We start from the raw sequence: 26341 nt of genomic DNA, 5'->3' as shown, positions 1-26341 counted from the left end.
AGTGCTCTACGCGCGTCAGATCACTTCCGCACCGTAAATTCCACTGCGGCACGCGGAGTTGCCGTCTTCGCAGCTGACCGTCCGGTACGAACCGACGCCTATCTCGGCGAAGTTGCTGAGGCTCTCCGTGCCCGGCTCGAAATAGCCGGTGTGGCCGACCGCTCCCGCCGCCGACAGCACCCGTGCCCCGAAGTCCGGCGTCACCGGGTCGGCGCCGTGGCCGAGCCCGCCGACCTCCAGGTACGGCACGTCCTCGATCCAGTCGTCGCTGTCCCGCATCGCCCACACCCGGGCGTCCGTGCCCAGCTGGGCCGCGGTCTCGGCGCGCATGCCGGGGCTGCCCGCGACCGCCATGTCACGGACCCGTCCGGGCAGTTCGCGCGCGGCGACCCCGCATACCACCGAGCCGTAGCTGTGGCAGAACAGCGACACCTCGGCCCGGCCGGGCAGCGCCCCCGTCAGGGCCACCAGGCGGTTCGCGCCGTTCGCGGCGAGCCGGCCGGTGGAGGCGTCGAGTCCGACGCCCGCGGGCGAGGTGTAGTCGGCCCAGGCGATGACGGCCGTGCGCACGGAGGGGGCGGCGGCGCGCTCCGCCGTGTAGAGGGACTGCGCCATGCCCACCGGGGCGGAGTACTTGCGCTTGCTCCGCTCGAACGTCAGGAGGTTGGTGTCGACTCCGGGGACGATCACGGAGACCCGCCGCGCCCGGTCGAGATCGCCGAAGACCTCGGCGACACGGCCCTTCCCGCTCGGGTCGAAGGCGAGGATCTGGCGGCCGGGGCGCAGCAGCGACTCGTACCGGTGCATGCGCCGGCTCGCCTCGTGGCGCCCCTCGGCGGAGAGCCTGCCGTCGCGCATCCGCCGCTTCTCCTCCTGGCGCGCCTGGTCCAGTGCGATCCGGTTGGCGCGGTAGCGCAGCGTCACCGGCGCACCGTTGAGATTGCCCACGACGAGCGGATGGCGATCCGCCAGCGAGGCCGCCTTCCTGGCTCCGAGGGAGGAGAAGAATCCGGCCAGGACGCCGGGGGACGACTCCGGGTCCGGGAGCGCGCGGTGCCCGACACGGGCCTGCTCCCACGCGGCGAGCGCGGTCACCCGGGCGTCGACGGGACCGCGTTGGTGCCGTACAGCGGTCCAGCCGGTGGTCGCGAGCAGCACGAACACCACGGCGAGAGCGAGGAGGGCGCGCCAGACGTTCAGTGTGGGGGAGGAGTCGAAAGCAGTCACTGGGGGAACAGCCTAGGGCGAGCCCGGGGGCCCTCACGGCGACCGTGAGGGAGATCACGCGTCTGGGGGCGCGCGACGGCGTGCGGCTACTCCGTGTGTGCGCCGGCCTCACGTTCCGGCGTGTCCGCGGCGTCCGGGCGCGTCCGGTCCGTCCGGCCCCGGGCGGGACGCGCGGCGGGGCTGCGCCAGTCCGTGGCGAGGGCGGGCTCCAGGTGGTCGAGGTAGTCCTCGGTCAGCTCCCGGATGGCCTCGACGCTCGCGTCCTCGCCCTGCCCCCAGAGCCGTCCGGTGACCCGCATCACGGCGGCGAAGGCGGCGACGGCGACGCGCGGCCGGGGGTCCGTGTCGACGTCTAGGCCCTCGCGGTCGGCGATCAGCCGGGCGACCTGCTCGTCCAGCTCGGCGGAGCGGCGCAGGTGGACGGCGATCAGGGACGGCGTCGACTCGATCATCTGGTAGGCCCGCATGTGGAGTTCGACCGGAACGACCTGCCCGATGGCCTCTCCTATGGTGTCCCAGGCCGACCGCACCGCGTGGCGCATCGCCTCGAACGGCCCTTCCTCCGGCGGTCGTCGGCGCAGCGCGTCGACGAAGTGGGACTCGACCATGTCCTGGACGGCGAAGACGACCTCCTCCTTGTTGGCGAAGTAGCGGAAGAAGGTGCGCTGGGAGACCTCCACGGCGTCGGCGATCTCGTCGACCGTCGTGTGCTCGTACCCCTGCGTCGTGAAGAGCTCCAGCGCCGCGCGCAGCAGGGCGTCGCGGGTGCGCTGCTTCTTCAGCTCACGCAGTCCGGTTCCCGTCACCTATGGGCCCGCTCTCCGTCGTCCTTGTGTTGCTTTTCCCAGCTCAGCGTACTTGTGAGCCACGTGACAGTTACCGGCGGATGAAATGTTTTGTCAACTGTCAGTGGCTGACATAATGTCTCCGGCATGACTAGTCAGACCACCGTCGACAAGGTGCCCGTGGACCGCGGTCCCGCCCCGGCACCGGCCAAGGGGCTCCGCGGCCACCCCTGGCTGACGCTCTTCGCCGTGGCCATCGGCGTGATGATGGTGGCCCTGGACGGCACGATCGTCGCGATCGCCAACCCGGCCATCCAGCGCGATCTCGGCGCGACCCTGGCCGACGTCCAGTGGATCACCAACGGATATCTGCTGGCGCTCGCCGTCGCGCTGATCACCGCCGGCAAGCTCGGTGACCGCTTCGGCCACCGGCAGACCTTCCTGATCGGTGTCGCGGGCTTCGCCGCGGCCTCCGCCGCGATCGGGCTCTCCGACTCCATCGCCCTCGTCGTCGGCTTCCGCGTGCTCCAGGGACTCTTCGGCGCACTGCTGATGCCCGCCGCGCTCGGCCTGCTGCGGGCCACCTTCCCCGCCGAGAAGCTCAACATGGCCATCGGCATCTGGGGCATGGTCATCGGCGCCTCCACCGCCGGCGGTCCGATCCTCGGCGGTGTGCTCGTCGAGCACGTCAGCTGGCAGTCCGTCTTCTTCATCAACGTGCCCGTAGGCGTCGTCGCGCTGGCCCTCGGCCTCGTGATCCTCAGGGACCACCGTGCCGAGAACGCCCCGCGGTCCTTCGACATCCCCGGCATCGTGCTGCTGTCCGGCGCGATGTTCGCCCTCATCTGGCCGCTCATCAAGGCCGGTGAGTGGGGGTGGGGCTCGGCGAGCACGCTGGGCTGGCTGGCCGGTGCCCTGGTCCTCTTCGTGGTGTTCGCGGTGTGGGAGACCCGGGTGGCGGAGCCGCTCATCCCCCTGCGGCTGTTCCGCTCCGTCCCGGTCTCCGCGGGCACGGTGCTGATGGTGCTCATGGCCTTCGCCTTCATGGGCGGACTGTTCTTCGTCACCTTCTACCTGGCGAACGTGCACGGCATGAGCGCGGTGGACAGCGGTCTGCACCTGCTGCCGCTCACCGCGATGATGATCGTCTCCTCGCCGCTCGCCGGTGCGCTCATCACCAAGTTCGGCCCGCGCGTACCGCTGGTCGGCGGCATGGTGTGCACCGCGGTCGCGATGTTCGGCATGACCACTCTTTCGGCGGACACCGAAACCCTGCCCATGTCCGTGTGGCTGGCGCTCCTCGGTCTCGGCCTGGCCCCGGTCATGGTCGGCGCCACCGAGGTCATCGTCGGCAACGCCCCGCTGGAGCTCTCCGGTGTCGCGGGCGGTCTGCAGCAGGCCGCCATGCAGGTCGGCGGCAGCCTCGGCACGGCCGTGCTGGGCGCGGTGATGTCGGCCAGGGTCAGCTCGGACCTCGCGGAGAACTGGGCGGACGCCGAGCTGCCGCCGCTGCCGCCGGAGCAGCTCGGCCTGGCCGAGCAGGCCGTCGAGGTCGGTATGGCCCCGCTGGCGCCCGGCACCCCGCAGCCGGTCGCCGCGCAGATCACCCAGGTCACCCACGACACCTTCATCTCGGGCATGGGCATGGCCTTCACCGTCGCCGGCATCGTCGCCGTGGTGGCGGCCGCGGTGGCCCTCTTCACCAAGCGCGGCGAGAACGCGGAGGCGGGTGCGGGCGCGGCCCACATCTGACCCCGGGCCGCGAGCCCCCGCGAGGCGCCGACCCCTCGTGCGCGACAGCCCCGCCGTGGGGCCCCTCCCGAGCCGAAGGGCACGGGGGAGGTCCCGGCGGGGCTGTCCCCTATCAGGGTGAACCGGTCCGGCGGGTCTTCCGGACCGCCCTCGCCACCGGTCAGGGTGCGGTCAGGTGATCCACGGCGTGGATCAGCACGGACGGCCCGACGGGCGCGGACCGGTCAGGACGCCGTACGGGTCACCTGCCGACACACCGACACGGGGGTAGATCCACATGCGTACGACCGTCCTCACCACAGCGGCCCTGGCCGCCCTGTGCCTGCTCGCACCCGCCGCCGCTGCCTCCGTGCCCCGGCCCGCTGCTCCGGCCGTCCCGGCACCGGCGGCGCCGAGCGGGCAGGCCGCGCCGCCCCGGCTCGGCAGCTGTGCCCCCGGCGAGCTCTGCCTCTGGGCGAAACCGGGCTTCACGGGGGCACGCCAGGTCCACGAGCTGTCCGGCATCGACATCGAGTCCTGCGTTCCGCTCCCGGCGGGCGCCGGCGCCCAGGCCCTCGCCAACCGCACCGGCCGCCCCGTCACCGCCTACCAGTCGGCGGAGTGCGCGGAGACCGGTGAGTTCGAGACGTACCCGGGCGGCGGGACCTGGGTGCCGCAGACCCCGTACCGGGTACGGGCGTTCAAGGTGTGGGAGAACTAGGGGGCGGTACGGCGGGCTCGTCGGCCGCGGCCGACGGCCCCGCCGACAGCCGCGCCACCTCCGCCCGCAGCTCCCTGACCTCCTGGGTCAGGGCCTCCAGGAGGGCCGTGCGGCGGCGCTCCTCGGCGTCGTCGCGCTCGAAGCGGGAGATGAACCAGGCCGCGATGTTGGCGGTGACGACACCGAGGAGCGCGATTCCGGACAGCATCAGCCCGACCGCGAGCACCCGTCCCAGGCCCGTCGTCGGCGCGTGGTCGCCGTAGCCGACGGTCGTCATCGTGGTGAACGACCACCACACGGCGTCACCCAGCGTCCGGATGTTCCCCTCCGGCGCGTCCCGCTCGACGGCCAGCACCGCGAGCGAGCCGAACATCATCAGCCCGACCACCGCACCCGCCACATACGTGGTGAGCGTGATCTGCGGGGCCATCCGGGCCCGCCGGCCGACCAGGAGGAGCGTGGAGACCACCCGCAGCAGCCGCAGCGGCTGCACCAGCGGCAGCAGCACCGCGAGCAGGTCCAGCGGATGCCTCCGCACGAAGAGCCACTTGTACGGGGCCAGCGACAGCCGCACCAGGTAGTCGGCGGCGAAAGCGCCCCAGACGGTCCACTCCACGATCCGGCAGCCCTGGTGGGCCCACCCGGGGGCGTCCGGCAGCACGATCGGCACCGCGTACGCGAGGCCGAACACCACGGCGAGCACCAGCAGCGGCCCCTGCGTGCGGGCCTCCCAGCGCATCTGCGCCGTACGTTCCTTCATGCCCGGGATCGTAGGCGGGTGCGGAGGGAGCCCTCCCCCCGCACCCGCCCACGCGTGTCCGTCCGGGCACGGGGACGCCCGCGCGGGTCCGTCCCCGGCACACCTACGCGTCGCCGCCGGCGGCACCCGGGTCGGCCGCCGCCACGTCCAGCAGCTGGTAGCGGTCCACGGCCTGCTTCAGCACCGAGCGGTCGACCTTGCCCTCCTGGGCCAGCTCGGTGAGGACCGCCAGCACGATCGACTGGGCGTCGATGTGGAAGTACCGGCGGGCCGCACCCCGGGTGTCCGCGAAGCCGAATCCGTCCGCCCCCAGCGAGGTGTAGCGGCCGGGCACCCAGCGGGCGATCTGGTCCGGTACGGAACGCATCCAGTCGGACACGGCCACGAACGGGCCCTCGGCGCCGCCGAGCTTCCGCGTCACGTACGGGACGCGCTGCTCCTCCTCGGGGTGGAGCAGGTTGTACTCCTCCGTCGCCACGGCCTCGCGGCGCAGCTCGTTCCAGGAGGTCGCCGACCAGACCCCGGCCCTGACGTTCCACTCCTCGGCGAGGATCCGCTGCGCCTCCAGGGCCCACGGCACGGCCACACCGGACGCCATGATCTGCGCCGGGATCTGGCCCGCCTCGCCCTCCTTGAAGCGGTGGATGCCCTTGAGGATGCCCTCCACGTCGACGTTCTCGGGCTCGGCCGGGTGCTGGATGGGCTCGTTGTAGACGGTCAGGTAGTAGAAGACGTCCTCGCCGTGCGGGTGCTCGGCGTCGCCGCCGTACATCCGGCGCAGACCGTCCTTGACGATGTGCGCGATCTCGAAGCCGAACGCCGGGTCGTACGCGACACAGGCCGGGTTCGTGGAGGCCAGTAGCTGGGAGTGGCCGTCCGCGTGCTGCAGACCTTCACCGGTCAGGGTCGTGCGCCCGGCGGTCGCGCCGAGTACGAACCCGCGCGAGAGCTGGTCGGCCATCTGCCAGAACTGGTCACCGGTCCGCTGGAAACCGAACATCGAGTAGAAGACGTAGACCGGGATCAGCGGTTCGCCGTGGGTGGCGTAGGCCGAGCCGGCCGCGATCAGCGAGGCGGTGCAGCCCGCCTCCGAGATGCCGTCGTGCAGCATCTGCCCGGTCGGCGACTCCTTGTACGCGAGGAGCAGCTCACGGTCCACGGCCTCGTACTGCTGGCCGAGCGGGTTGTAGATCTTCGCGCTCGGGAAGAACGAGTCCATGCCGAACGTGCGGTACTCGTCCGGCGCGATCAGCACGAACCGCTTGCCGATCTCCTTGTCCCGCATGAGGTCCTTCAGCAGTCGTACGAACGCCATGGTGGTGGCGATCGACTGCTGGCCGGAGCCCTTCTTCACGGCCGCGTACGTCTTGTCGTCCGGCAGGGCCAGCGGCTGCGACCGCACGACGCGGGTCGGGACGTACCCGCCCAGGCCCTTGCGGCGGTCGTGCATGTACTGGATCTCCTCCGAGTCGCGGCCCGGGTGGTAGTACGGCGGCAGGCCGGACTCCAGCTGTGCGTCGCTGATCGGGAGGTGCAGCCGGTCGCGGAAGCCCTTGAGGTCGTCGACCGTCAGCTTCTTCATCTGGTGGGTCGCGTTGCGGCCCTCGAAGTTCGGGCCAAGCGTCCAGCCCTTGACCGTCTGGGCCAGGATCACGGTCGGCTGGCCCTTGTGGGCGCGGGCCGCGGAGTAGGCCGCGAAGATCTTCCGGTGGTCGTGGCCGCCGCGGCCGAGGTGGAGGATCTGGTCGTCGGTCATGTTCTCGACCATGGCGCGCAGCCGCTGGTCGTCGCCGAAGAAGTGCCGGCGGATGTAGTCACCGGTCTCCGTCGCGTACGTCTGGAACTGGCCGTCCGGCGTCGTGTTCAGCTTGTTGACCAGGAGGCCGTCGCGGTCCCGGGCGAGCAGCGGGTCCCAGGTGCGGTCCCAGATCAGCTTGATCACGTTCCAGCCGGCGCCGCGGAAGATCGACTCCAGTTCCTGGATGATCTTGCCGTTGCCGCGCACCGGGCCGTCGAGCCGCTGCAGATTGCAGTTGACCACGAACGTCAGGTTGTCCAGGCCCTCACGGGCGGCGATCGACAGCTGGCCGAGCGACTCCGGCTCGTCCATCTCGCCGTCGCCGAGGAAGGCCCACACGTGCGAGCGGGAGGTGTCGGCGATGCCGCGCGCCTCCATGTAGCGGTTCATCCGCGCCTGGTAGATCGCGCCGATCGGGCCGAGGCCCATCGAGACGGTCGGGAACTCCCAGAAGTCCGGCATCAGCCGCGGGTGCGGATAGGACGACAGGCCGTTCGGGAACTTCGACTTCTCCTGGCGGAAGGCGTCGAGCTGGGTCTCGTTCAGTCGGTCCAGCAGGAACGCGCGGGCGTAGACGCCGGGCGAGGCGTGGCCCTGGAAGAAGATCTGGTCGCCGCCGTCGCCCTCGTCCTTGCCGCGGAAGAAGTGGTTGAAGCCCACGTCGTAGAGGGAGGCGGAGGACGCGAAGGTGGCGATGTGGCCGCCGACGCCGATCCCGGGGCGCTGGGCGCGGGACACCATCACCGCGGCGTTCCAGCGGGTGGCGTTCAGGATCCTGCGCTCGATCTCCTCGTTGCCGGGGAAGAACGGCTCGTCCTTGGTCGCGATGGTGTTCACGTAGTCCGTGCTGCGCATCTCGGGCACGGCCACGCGCTTCTCGCGGGCCCGCTCGATCAGTCGCAGCATGAGGTAGCGGGCCCGCTCGCGGCCGCGCTCGTCGACGGCGGCGTCGAGCGAGTCGAGCCACTCCTGGGTCTCCTCCGGATCGAAGTCCGGGACCTGGCTCGGAAGGCCGCCAATGATGATCGGGTTGCGATCTGATCCGGAAGCCACGCTGTTCCTTCGCTGGTCGGTTGGTATGTCGTTACGCGCTCCCCATCGTGTACCCCCGGGGAGCAAAACGTCATCTCTACCGAACGGTAACCAACCGGCCCCGATTGGCGAACCGTGGGCGCGGAAGCGTACAAAGGGTGCGAAGGGGTGAGCGCGACTCACCAGGGCGGACGGAAGCCCGTCCCCGGAGTTGGGGCGACACGGCCGTAAACGTCACCGTTTCGGCGGTCTCGGCGGCCGGGTACTTGCGCGATCCGTCCCGCCCGTGTGGACTACGGCCAATGCCTCGCGTACGCGCGCGGCTGAAGCATTTTCCGAAACAAGATCAGGAGGCAAGCCGTGAGCGCGACCGCGGACCACGCGGAGGAGCGGACCAACCCGGCGGCGAGGCTGGGGTTCGAGCCCGGACAGGTGGTCCAGGAGATCGGCTACGACGACGACGTCGAGCACGAGCTCCGTGAGGGCATCGAAGCCGCAATCGGCCAGGAACTCGTCGACGAGGACTACGACGACGTCGCGGACGTCGTCCTGCTGTGGTTCCGCGACGAGGACGGCGACCTTACGGACGCGCTCGTGGACGCCATCGGTCTGGTCGACGACGGCGGAGTGGTCTGGCTGCTGACGCCGAAGACCGGCCGTGACGGTTACGTCGAGCCCAGTGACATCAACGAGGCCGCCCAGACGGCGGGCCTCTCGCAGACCAAGAGCATCAACGCGGGCAAGGACTGGACCGGCAGCAGGCTGGTCACGCCCAAGGCCAAGCGCTGATCCACAGCTGACCCGGGGCCCCTGCCGGCTGATCGCCGGCGGGGGCCCTGTGCGTGCGTCCCTGTGCGTAGGCTGGGCGGCATCACAGCGGCCCGGAGCCGCGGCGGCGGCCCACGGCCGCGTCGGCCGCTCCGGTGCCGGAGCGGCCAACGAAGGGATGCGGCAGTCATGGCGATCGAGGTCGGCACCAAGGCCCCGGACTTCGAGCTGAAGGACAACCACGGGCGGACCGTGAAGCTGGCCGATTTCCGCGGCGAGAAGAACGTGGTGCTGCTCTTCTACCCCTTCGCCTTCACCGGGGTGTGCACGGGCGAGCTCTGCGCGCTCCGCGACGAGCTGCCGAGGTTCGTCAACGACGACACCCAGCTGCTCGCCGTCTCCAACGACTCCATCCACACCCTGCGCGTCTTCGCCGAGCAGGAGAGCCTCGAGTACCCGCTGCTGTCGGACTTCTGGCCGCACGGCGAGACCTCGCGGGCGTACGGAGTGTTCGACGAGGACAAGGGCTGCGCGGTGCGCGGCACCTTCATCATCGACAAGGAGGGCGTGGTGCGCTGGACCGTCGTCAACGGCCTGCCCGACGCACGCGACCTGAACGACTACGTCAAGGCACTGGACACCCTGTGACGGCGATCGACACCCTGTGATCCTTCGGGCCAACTATCTGTTTCGCCCGGGAACCGGTCACTAGGATCCAGTCGTTGATCCGAATGCCAACGCACGACGGGGGCGCTGCCCCTGAAACCACATGGGAGGACTCGTGGGAGTCAGCCTCAGCAAGGGCGGCAACGTCTCGCTGACCAAGGCCGCCCCCAACCTGACCGCGGTCACCGTCGGTCTGGGCTGGGACGTCCGTACCACCACCGGCACCGACTTCGACCTCGACGCCAGCGCGCTGCTGGCGAACGCCGAGGGCAAGGTTGCGGCCGACGGCAACTTCGTGTTCTTCAACAACCTGAAGAGCCCCGACGGCTCGGTGGAGCACACCGGTGACAACCTCACCGGTGAGGGCGAGGGCGACGACGAGCAGATCAAGGTCAACCTGGCCGGGGTCCCCGCCGACGTCCAGAAGATCGTTTTCCCGGTGTCGATCTACGACGCCGAGACCCGTCAGCAGTCCTTCGGCCAGGTCCGCAACGCGTTCATCCGCGTGGTGAACCAGGCCAACGGCGAGGAGCTCGCCCGGTACGACCTGAGCGAGGATGCCTCGACCGAGACCGCCATGGTCTTCGGTGAGCTGTACCGCAACGGCGCGGAGTGGAAGTTCCGTGCCATCGGCCAGGGCTACGCCTCCGGCCTGCGCGGCATCGCGCAGGACTTCGGCGTCAACGTCTGAGCCGACATCACCTGAAGTGTCCGGCGCCGCACACACCCGTGCGGCGCCGGACGCGCCTGCAGTTCCGTACGTTCAGGGGAGGACACCGACATGGGCGTCACGCTCGCCAAGGGAGGCAATGTCTCCCTCTCCAAGGCCGCACCCAACCTCACCCAGGTCCTCATCGGGCTCGGCTGGGACGCACGCTCCACCACCGGAGCGCCGTTCGACCTCGACGCCAGCGCACTGCTCTGCCAGTCGGGCCGGGTGCTGGGGGACGACTTCTTCATCTTCTACAACAACCTGACCAGCCCGGAGGGTTCGGTCACGCACACCGGCGACAACCTCACGGGTGAGGGTGACGGGGACGACGAATCCCTGATCGTCGACCTCACCAAGGTGCCGCCGCACTGCGACAAGATCATCTTCCCGGTCTCGATCCACGAGGCGGACAATCGCGGCCAGACGTTCGGCCAGGTCGGCAACGCCTTCATCCGCGTGGTCAACCAGGCCGACGGGCAGGAGCTCGCCCGGTACGACCTGAGCGAGGACGCCTCCACCGAAACGGCGATGATCTTCGGCGAGCTGTACCGGTACGGGGGCGAATGGAAGTTCCGGGCGGTGGGTCAGGGGTACGCGTCGGGGCTCCGGGGCATCGCTCTAGACTTCGGGGTCAACGTTTCCTAAAGCACTGCTCCGGCTTGGTTAAAAGCGGGGGCCGGAGGTCCTGGGCCCCTGTCGGGGACCGGGGCCCGCCCCCGGGGATAATGCAGCGGAAGCCGCGTGCGGCGCGGGGGGAATCCCGCTCTCGGCGGGGGAGCTCCGTACACAACGATTGGGTAGCCAGTGGTACTGAAAACCTTCGGCTGGTCGTTCGCAGTCACTGCGCTCGGCCTGGTCGCTGCGGTGTTCTACGGGGGATGGACGGCTTTCGGGCTCGTCGCGATCCTGTCCATTCTGGAGGTCTCGCTCTCCTTCGACAACGCGGTGGTCAACGCCGGCGTGCTGAAGAAGATGAGCGAGTTCTGGCAGAAGATCTTCCTCACCATCGGCATCCTGATCGCCGTCTTCGGCATGCGGCTGGTGTTCCCCGTCGTGATCGTCTCGGTCACGGCGCAACTCGGCCCCATCGAGGCGGTCGACCTCGCCCTGAACGACCACGCCCGCTACGAGGAACTGGTCACCGACGCCCACCCCGCCATCGCGGCCTTCGGCGGCATGTTCCTGCTCATGATCTTCCTCGACTTCATCTTCGAGGACCGGGAGATCAAGTGGCTCGCCTGGCTGGAGCGGCCCCTGGCCAAGCTGGGCAAGATCGACATGCTGGCGGCCTGTGTCGCGCTGATCATCCTGCTGATCACCGCGACGACCTTCGCCGTCCACGCCCACCAGTACGGCGGAGTGCACGTCGACAAGTCGTCCACGGTGCTGCTCGCCGGTGTCGCCGGCCTCGTCACGTACATGGTCGTGGGCGGTCTCTCCGGCTTCTTCGAGGAAAAGCTCGAAGAGGAGGAGGAGCGCGAGCACGAGGCCGAGGAGGAGGCCAAGCGGGCCGGCAAGCCCGTCTCGGCCGCCAAGCTCGTCGGCAAGGCCGCGTTCTTCATGTTCATGTACCTCGAGGTGCTCGACGCCTCCTTCTCCTTCGACGGCGTCATCGGCGCCTTCGCGGTCAGCAACGACCCGGTGGTCATCGCGCTCGGCCTCGGCATCGGCGCCATGTACGTCCGGTCCCTCACCGTCTACCTGGTCCGCCAGGGCACCCTCGACGACTACGTCTACCTGGAGCACGGCGCCCACTACGCGATCGGCGCGCTGGCCGTGATCCTGCTGATCACCATCCAGTACGAGGTCCCCGAGGTCGTCACCGGCCTGATCGGCGTGGCCCTGATCGCCTGGTCCTTCTGGTCCTCCGTGCGGCGCAACCAGCGCCTGAAGGCGCACGAGGAGAAGGAAGAGGCACTCGCGGCAAAGGAAGTGTGACACCGCGGGCTTTGAGGAACGCTCTCAGCGGGGCGGCCGGGAGGCATATGGTCTCCGGGCCGCCCCGCGCGGCTGCCGGGCCCCCGGGTCACGGGGCCGCGCGGTGTATCCGGACCGGCCCCGGGAGAGGGCCGGCGCAGTCAGGGGTGGGACATGGCGTTCTGGGATGGTTTGTGGCGCGGCAGGGCAGCGCAGTTCGACTCGGGCAGCGCCTCGACCAACTCCATCCAGCTGACCAAGCGGCGACCGCAGGTCTCGCTCTCCAAGCAGAGCGCCGCCACGGGCAACCTCCGGGTCAACCTCTCCTGGCGGATGCGGACCTCCGACATCGAGGGCCGGTCCCGGCAGAGCGGGCGGCTGCTGCGCAATCCGTCGAAGCTCTTCCGGCCCGAGGTGGTGCAGGCGCACACCCAGGGCGTCGTCAACGTGGACCTCGACCTCGGCTGCCTGTACGAGATGACGGACGGCAGCAAGGGTGTGGTGCAGCCGCTCGGCAGCTTCTTCGGCAGCCTGAACGAGCCGCCGTACGTCCGCCTCAGCGGTGACGACCGGTTCGGCGCGCCGTCCGGGGAGACGCTGTTCGTCAACCTGGACCACCGGGACTCGATCAGGCGCCTGCTGTTCTTCGTCTACATCTACGACCGGACGCCCGCCTTCGACCGCACGCACGCCAAGGTGACGCTCTACCCCAGCAACGGGCCGCGCGTGGAGATCGAACTGGACGAGCGCGCCCCGCAGGCCCGCTCGTGTGCCGTGTTCATGGTCGAGAACGTCAAGGGCGAGCTGATCGTGCGCCGCGAGGTGAAGTTCGTCTACGGCTTCCAGGCCGAGCTGGACCGGCTGTACGGCTGGGGCCTGCAATGGGGCCGCGGCTACAAGACCAAGGCCTGAGCCGCTGCCGCAGGCCCCTTCCGCCCCACGCTTCAGTGCCGGATGAACTGGGGCCCCATCGGAGGCAGCCGGAAGTCGGGGTCCGGCGCGGGACCGGCCGCGGCTGCCGGCTGGGGGTAGCCGTAGGCGGGCTGCGTCACCGGAGAGGCCGGCTGCGGGTAGCCGTAGGCGGGCTGCGTCGTGGGGGAGGCCGGCTGGGGGTAGCCGTAGGCGGGCTGCGCCGCAGGGGACGCGGGCTGGGGGTAGCCGTACGACGGCTCGGCCTGCGGCTGTGGCTGCGCCTCGGGCTGTGCCTGCGGCGCGGGCCCGGCGGTCGCGGCCGACGGCTCACTGTCGTCCACCGAGATGCCGAAGGCCGTGGCCAGACCGATCAGCCCGGTCGGATAGCCCTGCCCCACCGCGCGGAACTTCCAGCCCTCGCCGCGCCGGTACAGCTCGCCGCAGATGACCGCGGTCTCCTCGCCCGTCTCGGCCCGGACGTCGAACACGGCCAGCGGCTCTCCGTCGGGCACCGCGGCGTCGTACAGCATGATCCGCAGGTCCGGGACCCCGGAGAACGTGCCCCCGTCGGACGACGCCGCGAGCACCACCTGGTCCACGGAGGCGTCGAGCGAGCCGACGTCCGCCTGGACCGTGTCGGTCAGCCCCTCGGCGGTGCGCTTCTTGGGCAGCAGCCGCACGAACCCGGAGGGGTGCCTGGGCTGGTTGTAGAAGACGAAGTCCTCGTCGGCGCGCACACGGCCGTCGGTGCCCAGCAGCAGGGCGGAGGCGTCCACGTCCGGGACGCCGGCGCCGGGTGTCCAGCGCAGCACTGCCCGGATCGAGGTCGCTCCCAGCGGAACGTTGGAGCCCTTCGGCATCGCGTGCGTCATGCCCGTCATCCTGCCCTCCCGCGCCCCGTACGGACAACGCGGGGTTGGCTCCCGGGTGCCCGTACGCGGTCGGGCGGCCCGCTCGTACCCGCGCGGCACCGCCCCGCTGCCGTCCCGCGCCGGTTCCCCCGGGCCCGTGGCGCCTCGTACGGCCGTACGGACATCGAGGACCCTGCCGGGCATGTCGCCCGCCGGCAGGGGGCAGTCTGAGTCGGGGACCGAAGTGCACGAGTTACCTGGATTTCATATGGCCGGGGAACTCGCGACACTTGTCCCTACGTACTATTACCGGCCACCCAAACCACAGGGCCGCACAGGCAGTACGGGGGACTCACATGCGTCATTTCGGGCATATCCCGGCCACTGCCCGGAAGGAGCTGTTCCATCAGGAGCCGGCCGAGTTCGACGCCGGCTCTCCCGCAGGCATGCTCTCCGTGGCGCTCGGCGCCACGCTCTACAGCCCGGCGACCCGGCCCGCCCTCGCGGACGACGTGCTGAAGCAGGCCGCGCGCGGAGTGGTCTCCATGGTCCTCTGCCTGGAGGATTCCATCGACGACGCCGATGTCTCCGCCGCCGAGGACAACCTCGTCCGCCAGTTCGCCGACCTTGACGTGCGCGGGGCCGAGCCGCCGCTGCTGTTCGTGCGGGTGCGCGAGCCCGGCCAGATCGAGGACCTGGTCCGGCGTCTCGGCCCCTCGAGCCGATTGCTGTCCGGTTTTGTACTTCCCAAATTCACCGAGGAGCGCGGCGGCCCCTTCCTGGAGGCCGTCTCCGCCGCCGAATCCGTGATCGGCCGCACGCTCTACGTGATGCCGGTGCTCGAATCGCCCGAGCTCCTCCACCTGGAGACCCGGTACGAGACCCTGACCGGTATCGCCCGCTCCGTCGGCCGCCACCGGGACCGGATCCTCGCCCTCCGCCTCGGTGTCACCGACTTCTGCTCCGCCTACGGGCTGCGCCGCCCGCCCGACATGACCGCGTACGACGTCCAGATCGTCGCCAACGTCATCGCGGACGTCGTCAACGTCCTGGGCCGCTCCGACGGCACCGGCTTCACCATCACCGGCCCGGTCTGGGAGTACTTCCGCCTCCAGGAGCGCATGTTCAAGCCGCAGCTGCGCCGCAGCCCCTTCATGGAGGTGCGGGCCGAGGAACTGCGCACGGCACTGATCGAGCACGACCTCGACGGACTGCTCCGGGAGATCGAGCTGGACCGGGCCAACGGGCTCCTCGGCAAGACCTGCATCCACCCCTCCCACGTGCTGCCAGTCCACGCTCTGTCGGTGGTCAGTCACGAGGAGTTCAGCGACGCGCAGGACGTCCTTCGCCCGGAGCGGGGAGGCGGCGGAGTGATGCGTTCGGCCTACACGAACAAAATGAACGAGGTGAAGCCGCACCGCGCCTGGGCGGAGCGCACTCTCCGGCGCGCCGAGGCCTTCGGCGTCGCCCGGGAGGACGTCGGCTTCGTGGAGCTGCTGACCGCGGGTCTGGCAGGCTGATGAAGGAGGAAGACGAAGCAGTGGAGTGGTCGGGCAGCTGGGTCTCCCAGCGACTGGGCGTGGAGCTCGTCGGCGACGACGGGCTGAAGGAGCTGCTCGGCCTGGCTCTGCGGCGCAATCCGAAACGCGCGCACCTGCTGGTGTCGCACGTGCTCGGCAAGCACGTGCCGCAGAAGCCCTCCGTCGTGTACGGCCACGGGTACGAGCTCGGCCTGCGCGTCCGGGGGCTGCTGGGGCGCGAGGAGGCCGGGCGTGCCGTCGTCCTCGGATACGCGGAGACGGCGACGGGCCTCGGCCACTCGGTCGCCGACGGACTGGCCCTCGCGCCGTACCTGCACTCCACGCGCCGCCCCGTGGACGGCGTGGGCAGGGCCGGCGGTTTCGAGGAGTCCCACTCCCACGCCACCTCGCACCTGCTGCTGCCCGAGGACCCGAAGCTGCTGGCAGGCGAGGGGCCGCTGGTCCTCGTCGACGACGAGTTCTCCACCGGCAACACCGTCCTGAACACCATCCGAGACCTCCACGCCCGCCATCCGCGCGGCCGGTACGTGATCGTCGCCCTCGTCGACATGCGCTCGGCGGAGGACCTGGGCCGGCTGGACGACTTCGCCCAGGAGATAGACGCCCGCATCGACCTGGTGGCGCACGCGGGCGGCACGGTCCGCCTCCCGGAGGGCGTCCTCGCGAAGGGCCAGGCCCTGGTCGCGGCCCATGAGGCCGCAGCCGCCGCTCCCGCACCCGGCGGCCCGGGCGCCGCTCGTGTCGTGCGCGTGGACCTGGACTGGCCCGCACACGTCCCCGACGGCGGCCGGCACGGCTTCACGCCCGCCCACCGTGCCGAGCTGGAGGCGGCCCTGCCCGCGATGGCGCAGCGCCTCGCCGAGGCCCTGGGCGGCCTCGGCCCGGCGGAGCCCGGGGGAGCCCGGCCGCGTACGGCCGGGGCCGCCGCGCCGCCGGAGACGGACCGCTCCCCGCGGGTCCTCGTACTCGGCTTCGAGGAGCTGATGTACGCGCCGCTGCGGCTCGCGCTCGAACTGGAGCGGAGCGGCGCCGCGCTCGAGGTGCGCTACTCGACGACCACACGCTCGCCCGTGCTCGCCGTCGACGACCCCGGCTACGCGATACGGACCCGGCTGGTGTTCCCCGCCCACGACGAACCGGCCGACGGCCCGGGCGAGCGGTACGCCTACAACGTCGCCGACGGAGGCTTCGACGCGGTCGTCGCCGTCGTCGACTCGGCCGCCGACACGGCCGCCCTGCACGCCCCGGACGGACTGCTCGCCCAGCTCGCCGCGCACATACCGCACGTCGTGCTCGCCGTCGTCCCCAGTCACCTCCCCGCTCCCGAGAGGGAACCCATGCTGCCCGAGCCGCTCCGCGGACCCGAGTTCTCCTCCTACGCGCCCGACGAGGTCGGCTGGCTGCTCCAGGACCTCTCGGACGTCGAACTCGAGGCGCCCACCGAGGAGCGCGAAGAGGCGATACAGAGCGGTGGCGCGCACTACGCCGAATCGCTGCCCGTCGAGTACCAGCCAAGCGACGCCTACCAGGAGCTGTTCCACGCGGCCCTGGAAACCTCCGCCGCCCGGATCGCCCGCGCCGTCGGCGCCGTCACCGACACCGTCCTCGCCGAACTCCCCCAGCGCCGTCCCGGGACGCCTCCGCACGAGCGCCGCCCCGTCCTCGTCTCGCTGGCCCGCGCCGGTACACCGGTCGGGGTGCTGATGCGCCGCTGGGCCCGCCACCGCCACGGCCTGGACCTGCCGCACTACGCGGTCTCGATCGTCCGCGGCCGCGGCATCGACGCCAACGCACTGCGCTGGCTCGCCGCCCACCACGACCCGGCCGACGTGGTGTTCGTCGACGGCTGGACCGGAAAGGGCGCCATCACCCGTGAACTGGCCGCCGCGCTCGGCGAGTTCGACGGCTTCGTCCCGGAGATCGCGGTGCTCGCAGACCCCGGTGGCTGCGTTCGGACGTACGGCACCCGCGAGGACTTCCTCATCCCCTCCGCCTGCCTCAACTCCACGGTGTCCGGGTTGATCTCGCGCACGGTCCTGCGCACCGACCTGGTCGGGCCGCACGACTTCCACGGCGCGAAGTACTACCGCGAGCTGGCCGCGGCCGATGTGTCCGGCCACTTCCTCGACACCGTCGAGGCACGTTTCGACGAGGTGACCGACGCCGTCGACGCCGACGTCAAGGAACTGCTGTCCGCGGACCGCGCCCCCACCTGGGCGGGCTGGGCGGCGGTGGAGCGGATCAGCGAGGAGTACGGCATCCACGACGTCAACCTCGTCAAGCCCGGCGTCGGCGAGACCACCCGGGTACTGCTGCGCCGCGTCCCCTGGAAGATCCTCGCCAAGCGCGGCGCGGGCGCCGACCTGGACCACGTACGCATGCTCGCCGAACAGCGCGGCGTGCCCGTCGAAGAGGCCGACGACCTGCCCTACAGCTGCGTCGGCCTGATCCACCCCCGCTTCACCCGCGGTGCGACCGGAGCCGACGGAAAGGCGGTGGCGGCCCAGTGACCTCCCTGATCACCAGCGACCTCGACCGGACGCTCATCTACTCGGCGGCCGCGCTGCAGCTGACCGTCCCCGACGCCTTGGCGCCCCGGCTGCTGTGCGTCGAGGTGTACGAGCGCAAGCCGCTGTCGTACATGACGGAGGCCGCCGCCGTACTGCTCACCGAACTCGCGGACCACGCCGTGTTCGTACCGACCACCACCCGCACCCGCGAGCAGTACGGCCGGATCCGGCTCCCCGGCCCCGCTCCCCGCTACGCGATCTGCGCGAACGGCGGCCATCTGCTGGTCGACGGCGAGTCCGACCGCGACTGGCAGCGCGCGGTCGGCGCCAGGCTCGCGGACGAGTGCGCCTCGCTCGCCGAGGTCCGCGCCCATCTGCTCGCGGCGGCGGACCCGGCGTGGCTGCTCAAGGAGCGGGTCGCCGAGGACCTCTTCGCCTATCTCGTCGTGGAGCGCTCGCTGCTACCGGACGGCTGGACCGCGGAGCTGTCGGCCTGGGCGGAGACGAAGGGCTGGACGGTCTCACTGCAGGGCCGCAAGATCTACGCCGTGCCGAAGCCGCTCACCAAGAGCGCGGCGGTCCGCGAACTCGCGCGCCGCACCGGGGCCGAACGCGTCCTCGCGGCGGGCGACTCCCTCCTCGACGCCGATCTCCTGCTGGCCGCGGACCACGCCTGGCGCCCGGGCCACGGTGAACTCGCCGACACCGGCTGGGCGCCGCGCCATGTGACGGCGCTCGCAGAGCGGGGGGTCGGGGCGGGTGAGGAGATCCTGCGCCGTTTCACCGCGACGGTCACGCGCGCGGTCGGGGACGCTGACGCCGAACCGGTAGAGGTACGGGCGGAGTTCCGGGCGGAAGCGCCCGCGGCCGGCGCCGCCGCGGGCACGACGGGCGTCGCCGCGCCCGCCGCCGACGGGACGGCCCGGCCGACGGTGCCGGCACCCGGTGCGGCGGAGACGCCGGCCGCACTGTAGACGGGCCGGCGGCGGCGCCCCGGTACGCGGCCGCGGGCACGGACCGGCGACCGGGCCGGTTCGGAGGCACGGGCCGGGTCACAGGGGTACGGGCGCGGACCGGCGACCGGGCCGGGTCACAGGGGTACGGGCGCGGACCGGCACCCGCCGGGGCGGCGCGCGTGGCCTTCCGCCGGCCCGGACGTACGCCCGGGGAGGGTCAGGCGCGGCGCGCGCCCTTCCCCGGCCGCAGCAGCCGTACCGCCACGAACAGCACCGCCGCGCCCAGCGCGGCGACCAGCACCACCTTCGAATAGGCGTCGACGTACCCCGACACCTGCGTCCAGTTGTCGCCGAGCGCGTACCCGGCGAGGACGAACGCCGTGTTCCACAGCGCGCTGCCGAGCGTCGTCAGCGTCAGGAACACGGGCAGCGGCATGCGTTCGATGCCCGCCGGTACCGAGATCAGACTGCGGAAGACCGGGATCATCCGGCCGAAGAACACGGCCTTCGTGCCGTGGCGGGCGAACCACGCCTCGGTCCGTTCGATGTCCGTCACCTTCACCAGGGGCAGCCGGGCCGCGATCGCCACCGTACGGTCCCGGCCGAGCATCGCCCCGACCCCGTACAGCGCGAGCGCGCCCACGACGGAGCCGAGCGTCGTCCACAGCAGCGCGGCGAACAGGTCCATCCGTCCGGTCGCCGAGGCGAACCCCGCCAGCGGCAGGATCACCTCGCTGGGTATCGGCGGGAAGAGGTTCTCCAAGGCCACGGCGATGCCCGCACCGGGCGCGCCCAGAGTGTCCATGAGGCTGTTGATCCAGCCCGGTGCGCCGCCGTCGGGCATCGGGTCCGCGGCGGCGCGCACGATCATCGGGTCCATGGCCGCCACGCTAGGAGAGCGGACCTGAAGGGACCCTGAAGGCGACCGCACATCGTCCTGTGGAGATCCGGCGGGCAGAACTGCGGTTTTCCGCAGTGCGCGGGGGAGTGACGGCCCGTTAGCGTGACCGGTCACGAGGCCGGGCCGACCGGACGCAGCGCCCCGCGGGGCCGCGATGAGCGAGGACGGAGGACGGGACCGGCCAGACGCAGGGGCGGGGAAGGGCGGGGAGCCGTGGGAAGCGAGGGGCCGGGGGACCGTGGGGCGATGAGGGACGAGCGGCCGGGGGACCGGGGAGAAGCAGGTGACCAGGGGGCCGGGGACCGGGGAGAAGCGGGTGACCAGGGGCCCGGCGGGATGAAGGACATCGCCGTACGGGGGGCGTGGTACGCGGTCGGACTCGCTCTCGGCGCCGCCACCGCCGTCGCCGAACTGCTCTTCTTCGTCCTCGCCGGCCTGGCCCTCCTCCCGGTGCTCGCCTGGCCGCGCGGGCGGCGGGCGGCACTGCGCCGGGCAGGCGCGGCGGGCGGTCGCCTGACGGCGATGGAGCGCCGGCGGCTCGCCCGGTTCCTCGCCGTGCCGGTCCCGCCCGCGCACGGGAACGGACAGGGGACGCGTTACCTGGCCGCACGCTGCCCCCTCGGCCTGCTCGGCGGCGTGGTGCTCGGCTGCGCCGCCATCGGACTGGCCTACGGCAGCTTCGTCTTCTGGGGCTGGCTGGTCACCGACATCAAGTACCTCGGACTGGTGGCCGTGACCAGCCTGGCCGGGTTCCTGCTCCTCTTCCTCGCCGCTCAGGGGATCTTCGGCGTGGCGCTCCTCGAGGGCCAACTGGCGCGGCACTTCCTCGGACCGAGCCCGCAGGACCGGCTGGAGCGGCGGATCGCGCAGCTCGCGACCACCAGGGCCGGTGTCCTCTCCGCCGTCGACGACGAACGCCGCCGCATCGAACGCGATCTGCACGACGGCGTCCAGCAGCGGCTCGTCGCCCTCGGCATGCTGCTGGGCCGCGCACGCCGCAGCCGCGACCCGGAGCGCGCCGGTGAACTGCTGCGCCAGGCACACGAGGAGAGCCGCCGTGCGGTGGCCGAACTCCGGGACGTGGCCTGGCGGATCCATCCGGCGGTCCTCGACGAGGCCGGTCTCAGGGCGGCCCTGGAAACCGTTGCGGAACGCACCCCGCTGCCCCTCACCCTGGAGTACGCGGTGAACGGAGCGGGTCTCGCGAGAACGGTCGAGACCGTCGCCTACTACGTCGTCTCCGAGACGGTCACCAATGTCGTGAAGCACTCCGGCGCCACCCGCATCGGCGTCAGCCTCAGCCGCGACGGCGCGGCCGGCCCGCTGCGACTGCGGGTCGAGGACGACGGCCGCGGCGGCGCCGACCCGTCGGGCGGCGGACTCACGGGGCTGGCGAGCCGGGTCGCCGCCCTCGACGGCCGGCTCGCGGTCCACAGCCCTCCCGGTGGTCCCACCGTCGTCACCGCGGAGCTGCCGTGCGCCTGATACTCGCCGAGGACTCGACCCTGCTCAGGGAAGGGCTCGTGAGGCTGCTCGCCGAGGAAGGCCACGAGGTGCTCGCGGCCTTCGGAGACGCCGAGCGGCTGCCGGCAGCCGTCGCCGCCGAGCGGCCGGACGTCGTGATCGCCGACGTCCGTATGCCGCCCACCCACACCGACGAGGGCCTGCGGGCCGCGCTGGAGATCAGGCGCACCTGCCCGGACGTGGGGGTGCTGGTGCTGTCGCAGTACGTGGAGAAGCGCTGCGCCACCGAGCTGCTGACCGGCGACCACACGGCGGGCGTCGGCTATCTGCTCAAGGACCGGGTCGCCCAGGTCGACGAGTTCCTCGACGCGCTGGAACGGGTGGGGGACGGGCAGGCCGCCTTCGACCCCGAGGTCGTCCGCCGCCTCCTCGTGCGCAGCACGCACACGGACCCGCTGGCCCGGCTGACCGGGCGTGAGGGCCAGGTGCTCGCCGAGATGGCGCAGGGGCACACCAACGCGGCGATCGCGGCGCGCCTGCACGTGTCGCTGAGCGCGGTCGAGAAGCACATCAACGCGATCTTCGACAAGCTGGGGCTGACCGGGGAGTCGGCGACGGGGTACAGCCGGCGGGTGCTGGCGGTGCTGCGCTACCTGGACACCTGAGCCCGCGCGCGGCGTGCGTCAGCCGCAGCAGCCTCCGCCGCAGCAGCCACCGCCACCGCCGGAGGAGGGCGCGGGGGCCGGCCCCGTGCTCGTACCCCCGACCGCGACCGCCGACAGCAGTTTCACGGTGTCGTCGTGCCCCGCGGGGCACGACGCGGGAGCGGAGGACTCGGCCATGGGCCGGCTCAGCTCGAAGGTGTTGTCGCAGGTGCGGCAGCGGTACTCGTAACGGGGCATGGGGACAGACTAAGGGCTGGCCCGGTCGGTCAGCCCTGACGGCCGGCCTCGGGCAGCCCGCGCGCACGCGTCCGCTCCGCACGCGCCTGCTCCTCCGTGGCCGCCTCGTCGGGGTGGCGGGCCTTCCAGTACGGGTTGTCGTGGGGGAGCGTGCTGCTCACCCGCCCGTACATCCCGAACCACATCAGCATGACGCCCACGACGAAGCTGAAGAGGACGTTCTGGATACGGAAGTTGAGGAAGTTGGCGCCGGTGTCCAGCAGGCCGAGGTTCACGAAGCCGCTGACGATGAAGAGGACGCCGAGCACCATGTTGAGGGTGGAGGCGAAGTTCCCGCCGATGACCATGCCGACGAACAGCAGCAGCCCGACGCAGATGGACAGCACGCTCAGCGCGCCGTTGACGTTGAGACCGCCCACGGTCTCGTTTCCCGTGTCGAAGAAGCCGATGTTGTGCGTCAGCCCGAGGATCCCGAAGGCCAGCAGGATCAGGCCCATGAGCCCGGCGCCGTAGCGGTAGACCTGGTTCAGCTTGTGGTCGACGGGCAGATGCTCGTCCAGGGCGACGTGCATGCCGCTGGGGTTCTGCGTGGCCTGCGACGTGTGCGGGGATGCCATTGCGGCCTCCTTTGGCCGTGCGTACCTCAATACAGGATCCGCCCGCTCCGGCACACGGACAAACGGGACGCCGGACCGGCGGGGCGGTCCCCGGCGCCGCGGGGGTGGGGCGGGGTTGGGCGGCGCTTGGCGGGGTCCGGTGCGGGCGTCGGGTGTGGTGCGGGCAACGGGGCCGATCGGCGAGACGCGCGGAACGGTGGCCGCGGGCCGGAGCGCGCACCCGACGGTGTCGGGCGAGCGGCGTTTTGCGGCCGTCAGGCCCTGGCCCGTTCCGTCGCGCCGGGCCGGACGGTGGCCGCTGCGGACCGCTGAGGACCGCACCCGAGGACGGGGCGGACCCCGGCTCGGTCAGGCCGTCGCGCCGCGCTCGCTGCGGATCTGCTCCACGACACGGGCCACGGCCTGCCGTACCGCTTCCAGCTCGGTCAGGAAGTGCCAGTAGTCAGGGTGGCGCCCCTCGAGTCCGGCGATCGCGCGATCGAGCCGGGCGACGGAGTCGTCCAGCGGACGGGCATGATGCGGATCGGGGGTGTTGCGGCCCGCCATGGCGAGGCGCTGGGCGTCGCGGATGGCGAACCGGGTGCGCTGGATCTCCTGCTCCGGATCCTCGGCGACGGCGTCGAGACGCCGCAGCCGGTCCCCGGCGGCCGAGACGGCCTCGTCCGTGCTGTTCAGCAGGGCCCGGACCGTGCCGAGCAGGGCGGTGGCATCGGGCCAGCGCTGCTCGTCGCGTGCCTTGGCGGCCTCCTTGAGCTTCTCCTCGGCTCGGCGCACGTTCTCGTTCGCCTCGGCGGGCACGGGCTGCAGGTCCTGCCAGCAGGCGGCGGTGAAACGGCGGCGCAGCTCGCTGAGGACGGGCTCGACACCCTCCGCGCGCGTGGTGAGGGCCTGGGCGCGGGTACGCAGCGACACCAGACGCTTGTCGATCTCGGCGGCCCGCTCGGGAAGCCGCTCTGCCTCGGCCCGTATCGCCTCGGCCTCCCTCACCACCCGGTCGGCGCGCTGAAGGGTCTCGGGCACACCGTGCCGGCCGGCGCCCTCGTTGAGCCTGGTCAGCTCGGGGGCCAGGGCGGCGAGCCGGGCGGCCAGGTCGTCCGCGCGCATACCGGAGGCGCGCACGGCGTCGAGCCCGTTGCTCGCGGCGAGCAGCGCCTGCCGGGCCCGCTCCACCGCGGGAGCGAGCCGGGCCAGCTGGGTCTCCGCCGTCTCGAGGAGCGGCCCCAGGCTCCGGGCGAACCGGTCCAGCTCACCCTTGACCCGGACCAGCTCGTCCTTCGCGCCGGTCAGCTCCGTACGCGCGCGCACCGCCACCGACGGGTCCAGGTCGTCCCGGTCGAGGTCGTGGGCGTCGACGGCGGTGATGTACGCGTGGCTGACCTCGTCGATCCGCCGTCCCAGCGCGGCGAACTCCTCGACCGCGCGTCGGGCACCCGGGGAACTGTCGACGGCCGTGATCGTCTCGATGGAGATCCGCAGGTCACGCTGGGCGGTGTCCAGCTCGTAGAACGCCGCCGCCGCCGCGTCCTTGGCGGCTTGGGCGTCGGCCCGCTGGCTCTCACCGCGGCCGCCGAACCACCGCCGCGTCCCGCCTCCGGCGAACGCGGCGGGCAACGCGGCGACCACCAACGGCAACGGCAGCAGCAACAGGGCGACCGCATCCCGCACGACACCCGCTCTCGCCTTCGCTCCTTCGCGCGGCCGTGCGTGTGTCGCCGTCACATCCCTCTCCCGTGCCGTGTCCGCCCTGCCGGTTCATTCTCCCACTGGGTAAGGACGAACACACGGGCCTGTCAGTTCGCGCTTCGCGCGACGATCCTGCGGAGACCCGTGCGAACGGCACGGTCGGCGAGCGGTGCACGGGCGCGGGGCGCACGCCTGCCGAGGCGTGCGGCGACGGCGGGGCCGGCGGCGACGACCGCGCGAATGGTCACGGGAAGGCGCGCTGCGACGGGGCGGCGCGACTGCGAGCCGAGCGGCGGGCCCGGCGACGCCCCGACGCCTGGCCCGCGCGGCTGAACGGCGCCGTCACCCTGCCCGGCGGCCCAAGCCGGCGCGGCCGTCCATGGCGGCGCTCGGCCCCGCCCGGCCGAACCTCGGGCCCCTCACCACGGAGGATCCCCATGTGATCTGGTTTGCGGCACCCGCCCCGGGTCCATGTAGGCTGTTGCCTCATTCTCGGGTGCGTAGCTCAGGGGTAGAGCGCTGCTCTTACAAAGCAGATGTCGGCGGTTCGAAACCGTCCGCGCCCACGGTGCTAAGTAGCAGGTGAGAGCCTGTTTCGGCCCCTCGTTCAAGATCGAACGGGGGGCCGTTCTCGCGCCCGGGGCCACATCGGGGCCACATCCCCACGGCGGCGGTCACAGGCGCTCACTCGATTGAGGGATGGACTATTGCCGTGTGAGCCGTAAAGTGGCGCTCGTGAGAGGGGCAGGTGTGTCTCCCCGCGCACGCCTGACGCGTGCCTCTCATGTCCCGTGGCCACCATCGGGGAGGATGGAGTCACAGGAGGAAGGCCCCCGCCGGAGTTATCGGTGGGGGCCTTCTGCGTGTCAACGTAGACCGCCCCACGCGCCGAAGCACGCGGGGCGGGACGCCTTGGCCGACTCTTGCCAGTCTGGCGTCTGACGGCCGGCGGCGGACGCGTGGACGCCTGCCCGGCCGCTGGGGTGCCGCTGCTGACTTACTGTCCAGTACGGCAGTCGGTGGTCATACCCACTCGCAAGATCGCTAAATTTACCTGGGCGGGTAAAGACTCAAGTTCGTGATCATCAGAAGTTGGTCGGATGCCGTCCGACCAGCCCGACTGGGTCCACGCCCGGCGCCGGGCCATCGGCGCTCACATCCGTATCGCACGTGAAAACGCCCAATTCAGCCAGATTCGTCTCGGTGAGCTCTGTGGTGTCGACCACAAGACGATCCACCGCGTCGAGTACGGCATGAGCGACCCGAGCCTCAGCCTGCTGCTCCGCATCGCCCACCACGTCGACGTGCCCCTCAGCGACCTTGTGCGGTGAGCCCTACACCGGCGGCGTCCCCGGAGGAGACGGAGCCGGACCACCCGGCGGCAACGGCGGCCCCGGGTTCGGCGGCGTCTGCGGACCACCCGGGCCGCGGTGCCTGGCCTGCAACTCGCCGCGGCGAACCGCGCGCTCCGTCAGCCCGTAGACCCCGAACGGAGGGAACAAGTCGGCGCGGGCCGGGGCGTTCGCGTCGGCGCACGTCCCGCATCGCTCCAGCGACCCCGTCCGAGTCGACGCGGACCGCCGCCAGCATGCCTGGCACGTCGCCCCGGTCGGCGCTTGCAACAGCGTGATCGTCACGTGTACCTCGATTCCAGTCAGGCCCGCCCGCCGCCGATCCGCCGTCGGTGGCGGCAGGCGGGGGTATCAGTGGCCGCGTGGCCGGTCCGGGCAGACGACGTGGAAGTGCACGACCGTCCCGGATGCCGATGCGGCGTGGATGTCGCGGGTCTCGTACGGCTCGCCGCGGCGGATGCCCTGCTGGCACTTCGCGCAGATCACGACCGGCCCCCCTTCGGGCAGGTCCGGCAGCGGCGCGGGTACCAGCGGG

At 71.6% G+C, this 26341-nt stretch carries 24 protein-coding genes and 1 tRNA gene; 15 read left to right on the top strand and 10 right to left on the bottom strand.

Annotated elements, in window-relative coordinates:
• Nucleotides 1-15 precede the first annotated feature (15 nt).
• Complete coding sequence (locus BLT82_RS19920; protein ID WP_167746047.1) at nucleotides 16-1227, bottom strand: alpha/beta hydrolase; 1212 nt, start codon at nucleotides 1225-1227, stop codon at nucleotides 16-18.
• 86 nt (nucleotides 1228-1313) lie between these two features.
• Complete coding sequence (locus BLT82_RS19915) at nucleotides 1314-2033, bottom strand: TetR/AcrR family transcriptional regulator (RefSeq protein ID WP_093656687.1); 720 nt, start codon at nucleotides 2031-2033, stop codon at nucleotides 1314-1316.
• 126 nt (nucleotides 2034-2159) lie between these two features.
• Here BLT82_RS19915 and BLT82_RS19910 point away from each other — a divergent pair, with 126 nt between their 5' ends.
• Both BLT82_RS19910 and BLT82_RS19905 read left to right on the top strand, forming a co-directional pair.
• Nucleotides 2160-3764, top strand: coding sequence for an MFS transporter (locus BLT82_RS19910; RefSeq protein WP_093656685.1), 1605 nt, complete (start codon nucleotides 2160-2162; stop codon nucleotides 3762-3764).
• Nucleotides 3765-4041: 277 nt separating this feature from the next.
• On the top strand, nucleotides 4042-4464 hold the full coding sequence (locus BLT82_RS19905; protein WP_093656683.1) for a peptidase inhibitor family I36 protein: 423 nt from the start codon (nucleotides 4042-4044) through the stop codon (nucleotides 4462-4464).
• Here BLT82_RS19905 and BLT82_RS19900 read toward each other — a convergent pair.
• The gene (locus BLT82_RS19900) at nucleotides 4445-5224 is read right to left on the bottom strand and encodes a potassium channel family protein (protein ID WP_167746046.1); all 780 of its coding nucleotides are present in this window, start codon (nucleotides 5222-5224) and stop codon (nucleotides 4445-4447) included. The two genes, BLT82_RS19905 and BLT82_RS19900, sit on opposite strands and share 20 nt — an antisense overlap.
• Before the next feature lie 103 nt (nucleotides 5225-5327).
• Nucleotides 5328-8075: a pyruvate dehydrogenase (acetyl-transferring), homodimeric type gene (aceE, locus tag BLT82_RS19895; protein ID WP_093656679.1), complete on the bottom strand. Its 2748-nt coding sequence runs from the start codon at nucleotides 8073-8075 to the stop codon at nucleotides 5328-5330.
• Nucleotides 8076-8414: 339 nt separating this feature from the next.
• Between aceE and BLT82_RS19890 the strand changes: the two genes are divergently transcribed.
• From BLT82_RS19890 to BLT82_RS19865, 6 genes are all read left to right on the top strand, one after another.
• Nucleotides 8415-8843, top strand: a complete 429-nt coding sequence (locus tag BLT82_RS19890) for a DUF3052 domain-containing protein (RefSeq protein ID WP_093656677.1) — start codon at nucleotides 8415-8417, stop codon at nucleotides 8841-8843.
• A 168-nt stretch (nucleotides 8844-9011) separates the two neighbouring features.
• On the top strand, nucleotides 9012-9470 hold the full coding sequence (locus tag BLT82_RS19885; protein WP_093656675.1) for a peroxiredoxin: 459 nt from the start codon (nucleotides 9012-9014) through the stop codon (nucleotides 9468-9470).
• A gap of 133 nt (nucleotides 9471-9603) precedes the next feature.
• The gene (locus tag BLT82_RS19880) at nucleotides 9604-10179 is read left to right on the top strand and encodes a TerD family protein (protein ID WP_093656957.1); all 576 of its coding nucleotides are present in this window, start codon (nucleotides 9604-9606) and stop codon (nucleotides 10177-10179) included.
• Between the two features lie 90 nt (nucleotides 10180-10269).
• Entirely contained in the window at nucleotides 10270-10845 is a 576-nt protein-coding gene (locus BLT82_RS19875; RefSeq protein WP_093656673.1) for a TerD family protein, read from the top strand.
• A 159-nt stretch (nucleotides 10846-11004) separates the two neighbouring features.
• The gene (locus tag BLT82_RS19870; protein ID WP_093656672.1) at nucleotides 11005-12138 is read left to right on the top strand and encodes a DUF475 domain-containing protein; all 1134 of its coding nucleotides are present in this window, start codon (nucleotides 11005-11007) and stop codon (nucleotides 12136-12138) included.
• Nucleotides 12139-12291: 153 nt separating this feature from the next.
• Nucleotides 12292-13029: a TerD family protein gene (locus BLT82_RS19865; protein WP_093656670.1), complete on the top strand. Its 738-nt coding sequence runs from the start codon at nucleotides 12292-12294 to the stop codon at nucleotides 13027-13029.
• A gap of 32 nt (nucleotides 13030-13061) precedes the next feature.
• On the opposite strand, the gene BLT82_RS19860 is transcribed toward BLT82_RS19865, so the two are convergent.
• Entirely contained in the window at nucleotides 13062-13901 is an 840-nt protein-coding gene (locus BLT82_RS19860; RefSeq protein WP_093656668.1) for a TerD family protein, read from the bottom strand.
• A 335-nt stretch (nucleotides 13902-14236) separates the two neighbouring features.
• On the opposite strand from BLT82_RS19860, the gene BLT82_RS19855 reads away from it, so the two are divergent.
• From BLT82_RS19855 to BLT82_RS19845, 3 genes are read left to right on the top strand one after another with little or no spacing between them, the layout of a single operon-like run.
• Nucleotides 14237-15400 carry an HpcH/HpaI aldolase/citrate lyase family protein gene (locus BLT82_RS19855; protein WP_093656666.1) on the top strand — a complete coding sequence of 388 codons (1164 nt, stop codon included), beginning with the start codon at nucleotides 14237-14239 and terminating at the stop codon, nucleotides 15398-15400.
• Entirely contained in the window at nucleotides 15400-17931 is a 2532-nt protein-coding gene (locus tag BLT82_RS19850) for a phosphoribosyltransferase (RefSeq protein WP_093656664.1), read from the top strand. Before BLT82_RS19855 ends, BLT82_RS19850 begins: the two co-directional genes overlap by 1 nt.
• Nucleotides 17928-18905, top strand: coding sequence for an HAD family hydrolase (locus tag BLT82_RS19845; RefSeq protein WP_093656662.1), 978 nt, complete (start codon nucleotides 17928-17930; stop codon nucleotides 18903-18905). Before BLT82_RS19850 ends, BLT82_RS19845 begins: the two co-directional genes overlap by 4 nt.
• Nucleotides 18906-19104: 199 nt before the next feature.
• Here the strand turns inward: BLT82_RS19845 and BLT82_RS19840 are convergent, their stop codons facing one another.
• Nucleotides 19105-19767, bottom strand: coding sequence for a DedA family protein (locus BLT82_RS19840; RefSeq protein ID WP_244292050.1), 663 nt, complete (start codon nucleotides 19765-19767; stop codon nucleotides 19105-19107).
• A 357-nt stretch (nucleotides 19768-20124) separates the two neighbouring features.
• Between BLT82_RS19840 and BLT82_RS19835 the strand changes: the two genes are divergently transcribed.
• Nucleotides 20125-21273, top strand: a complete 1149-nt coding sequence (locus tag BLT82_RS19835; RefSeq protein ID WP_093656660.1) for a sensor histidine kinase — start codon at nucleotides 20125-20127, stop codon at nucleotides 21271-21273.
• Nucleotides 21264-21917, top strand: coding sequence for a response regulator transcription factor (locus tag BLT82_RS19830; protein ID WP_167746045.1), 654 nt, complete (start codon nucleotides 21264-21266; stop codon nucleotides 21915-21917). The genes BLT82_RS19835 and BLT82_RS19830 overlap by 10 nt, the downstream gene beginning before the upstream one ends.
• 18 nt (nucleotides 21918-21935) lie before the next feature.
• Here BLT82_RS19830 and BLT82_RS19825 read toward each other — a convergent pair whose 3' ends face one another.
• From BLT82_RS19825 to BLT82_RS19815, 3 genes are all read right to left on the bottom strand, one after another.
• Nucleotides 21936-22154 (bottom strand): FmdB family zinc ribbon protein, encoded by a 219-nt coding sequence (locus tag BLT82_RS19825; protein WP_093656658.1) that lies wholly within the window; start codon nucleotides 22152-22154, stop codon nucleotides 21936-21938.
• Between the two features lie 29 nt (nucleotides 22155-22183).
• Nucleotides 22184-22771, bottom strand: a complete 588-nt coding sequence (locus BLT82_RS19820; RefSeq protein WP_093656656.1) for a DUF4383 domain-containing protein — start codon at nucleotides 22769-22771, stop codon at nucleotides 22184-22186.
• A 348-nt stretch (nucleotides 22772-23119) separates the two neighbouring features.
• The gene (locus BLT82_RS19815) at nucleotides 23120-24490 is read right to left on the bottom strand and encodes a hypothetical protein (RefSeq protein WP_093656654.1); all 1371 of its coding nucleotides are present in this window, start codon (nucleotides 24488-24490) and stop codon (nucleotides 23120-23122) included.
• A gap of 458 nt (nucleotides 24491-24948) precedes the next feature.
• Between BLT82_RS19815 and BLT82_RS19810 the strand changes: the two genes are divergently transcribed.
• Both BLT82_RS19810 and BLT82_RS19805 read left to right on the top strand, forming a co-directional pair.
• Nucleotides 24949-25020, top strand: a tRNA-Val gene (locus tag BLT82_RS19810).
• Between the two features lie 534 nt (nucleotides 25021-25554).
• The gene (locus tag BLT82_RS19805; protein WP_093656651.1) at nucleotides 25555-25785 is read left to right on the top strand and encodes a helix-turn-helix domain-containing protein; all 231 of its coding nucleotides are present in this window, start codon (nucleotides 25555-25557) and stop codon (nucleotides 25783-25785) included.
• Nucleotides 25786-26157: 372 nt separating this feature from the next.
• Here BLT82_RS19805 and BLT82_RS38570 read toward each other — a convergent pair whose 3' ends face one another.
• On the bottom strand, nucleotides 26158-26292 hold the full coding sequence (locus BLT82_RS38570; protein WP_280142492.1) for a hypothetical protein: 135 nt from the start codon (nucleotides 26290-26292) through the stop codon (nucleotides 26158-26160).
• Between the last annotated feature and the right edge of the window lie 49 nt (nucleotides 26293-26341).

Source organism: Streptomyces wuyuanensis (genome assembly GCF_900103455.1).
In the GTDB taxonomy this organism is placed as follows: Bacteria; Actinomycetota; Actinomycetes; order Streptomycetales; family Streptomycetaceae; genus Streptomyces; species Streptomyces wuyuanensis.
This window is presented reverse-complemented; position numbering and strand designations above follow the sequence as displayed.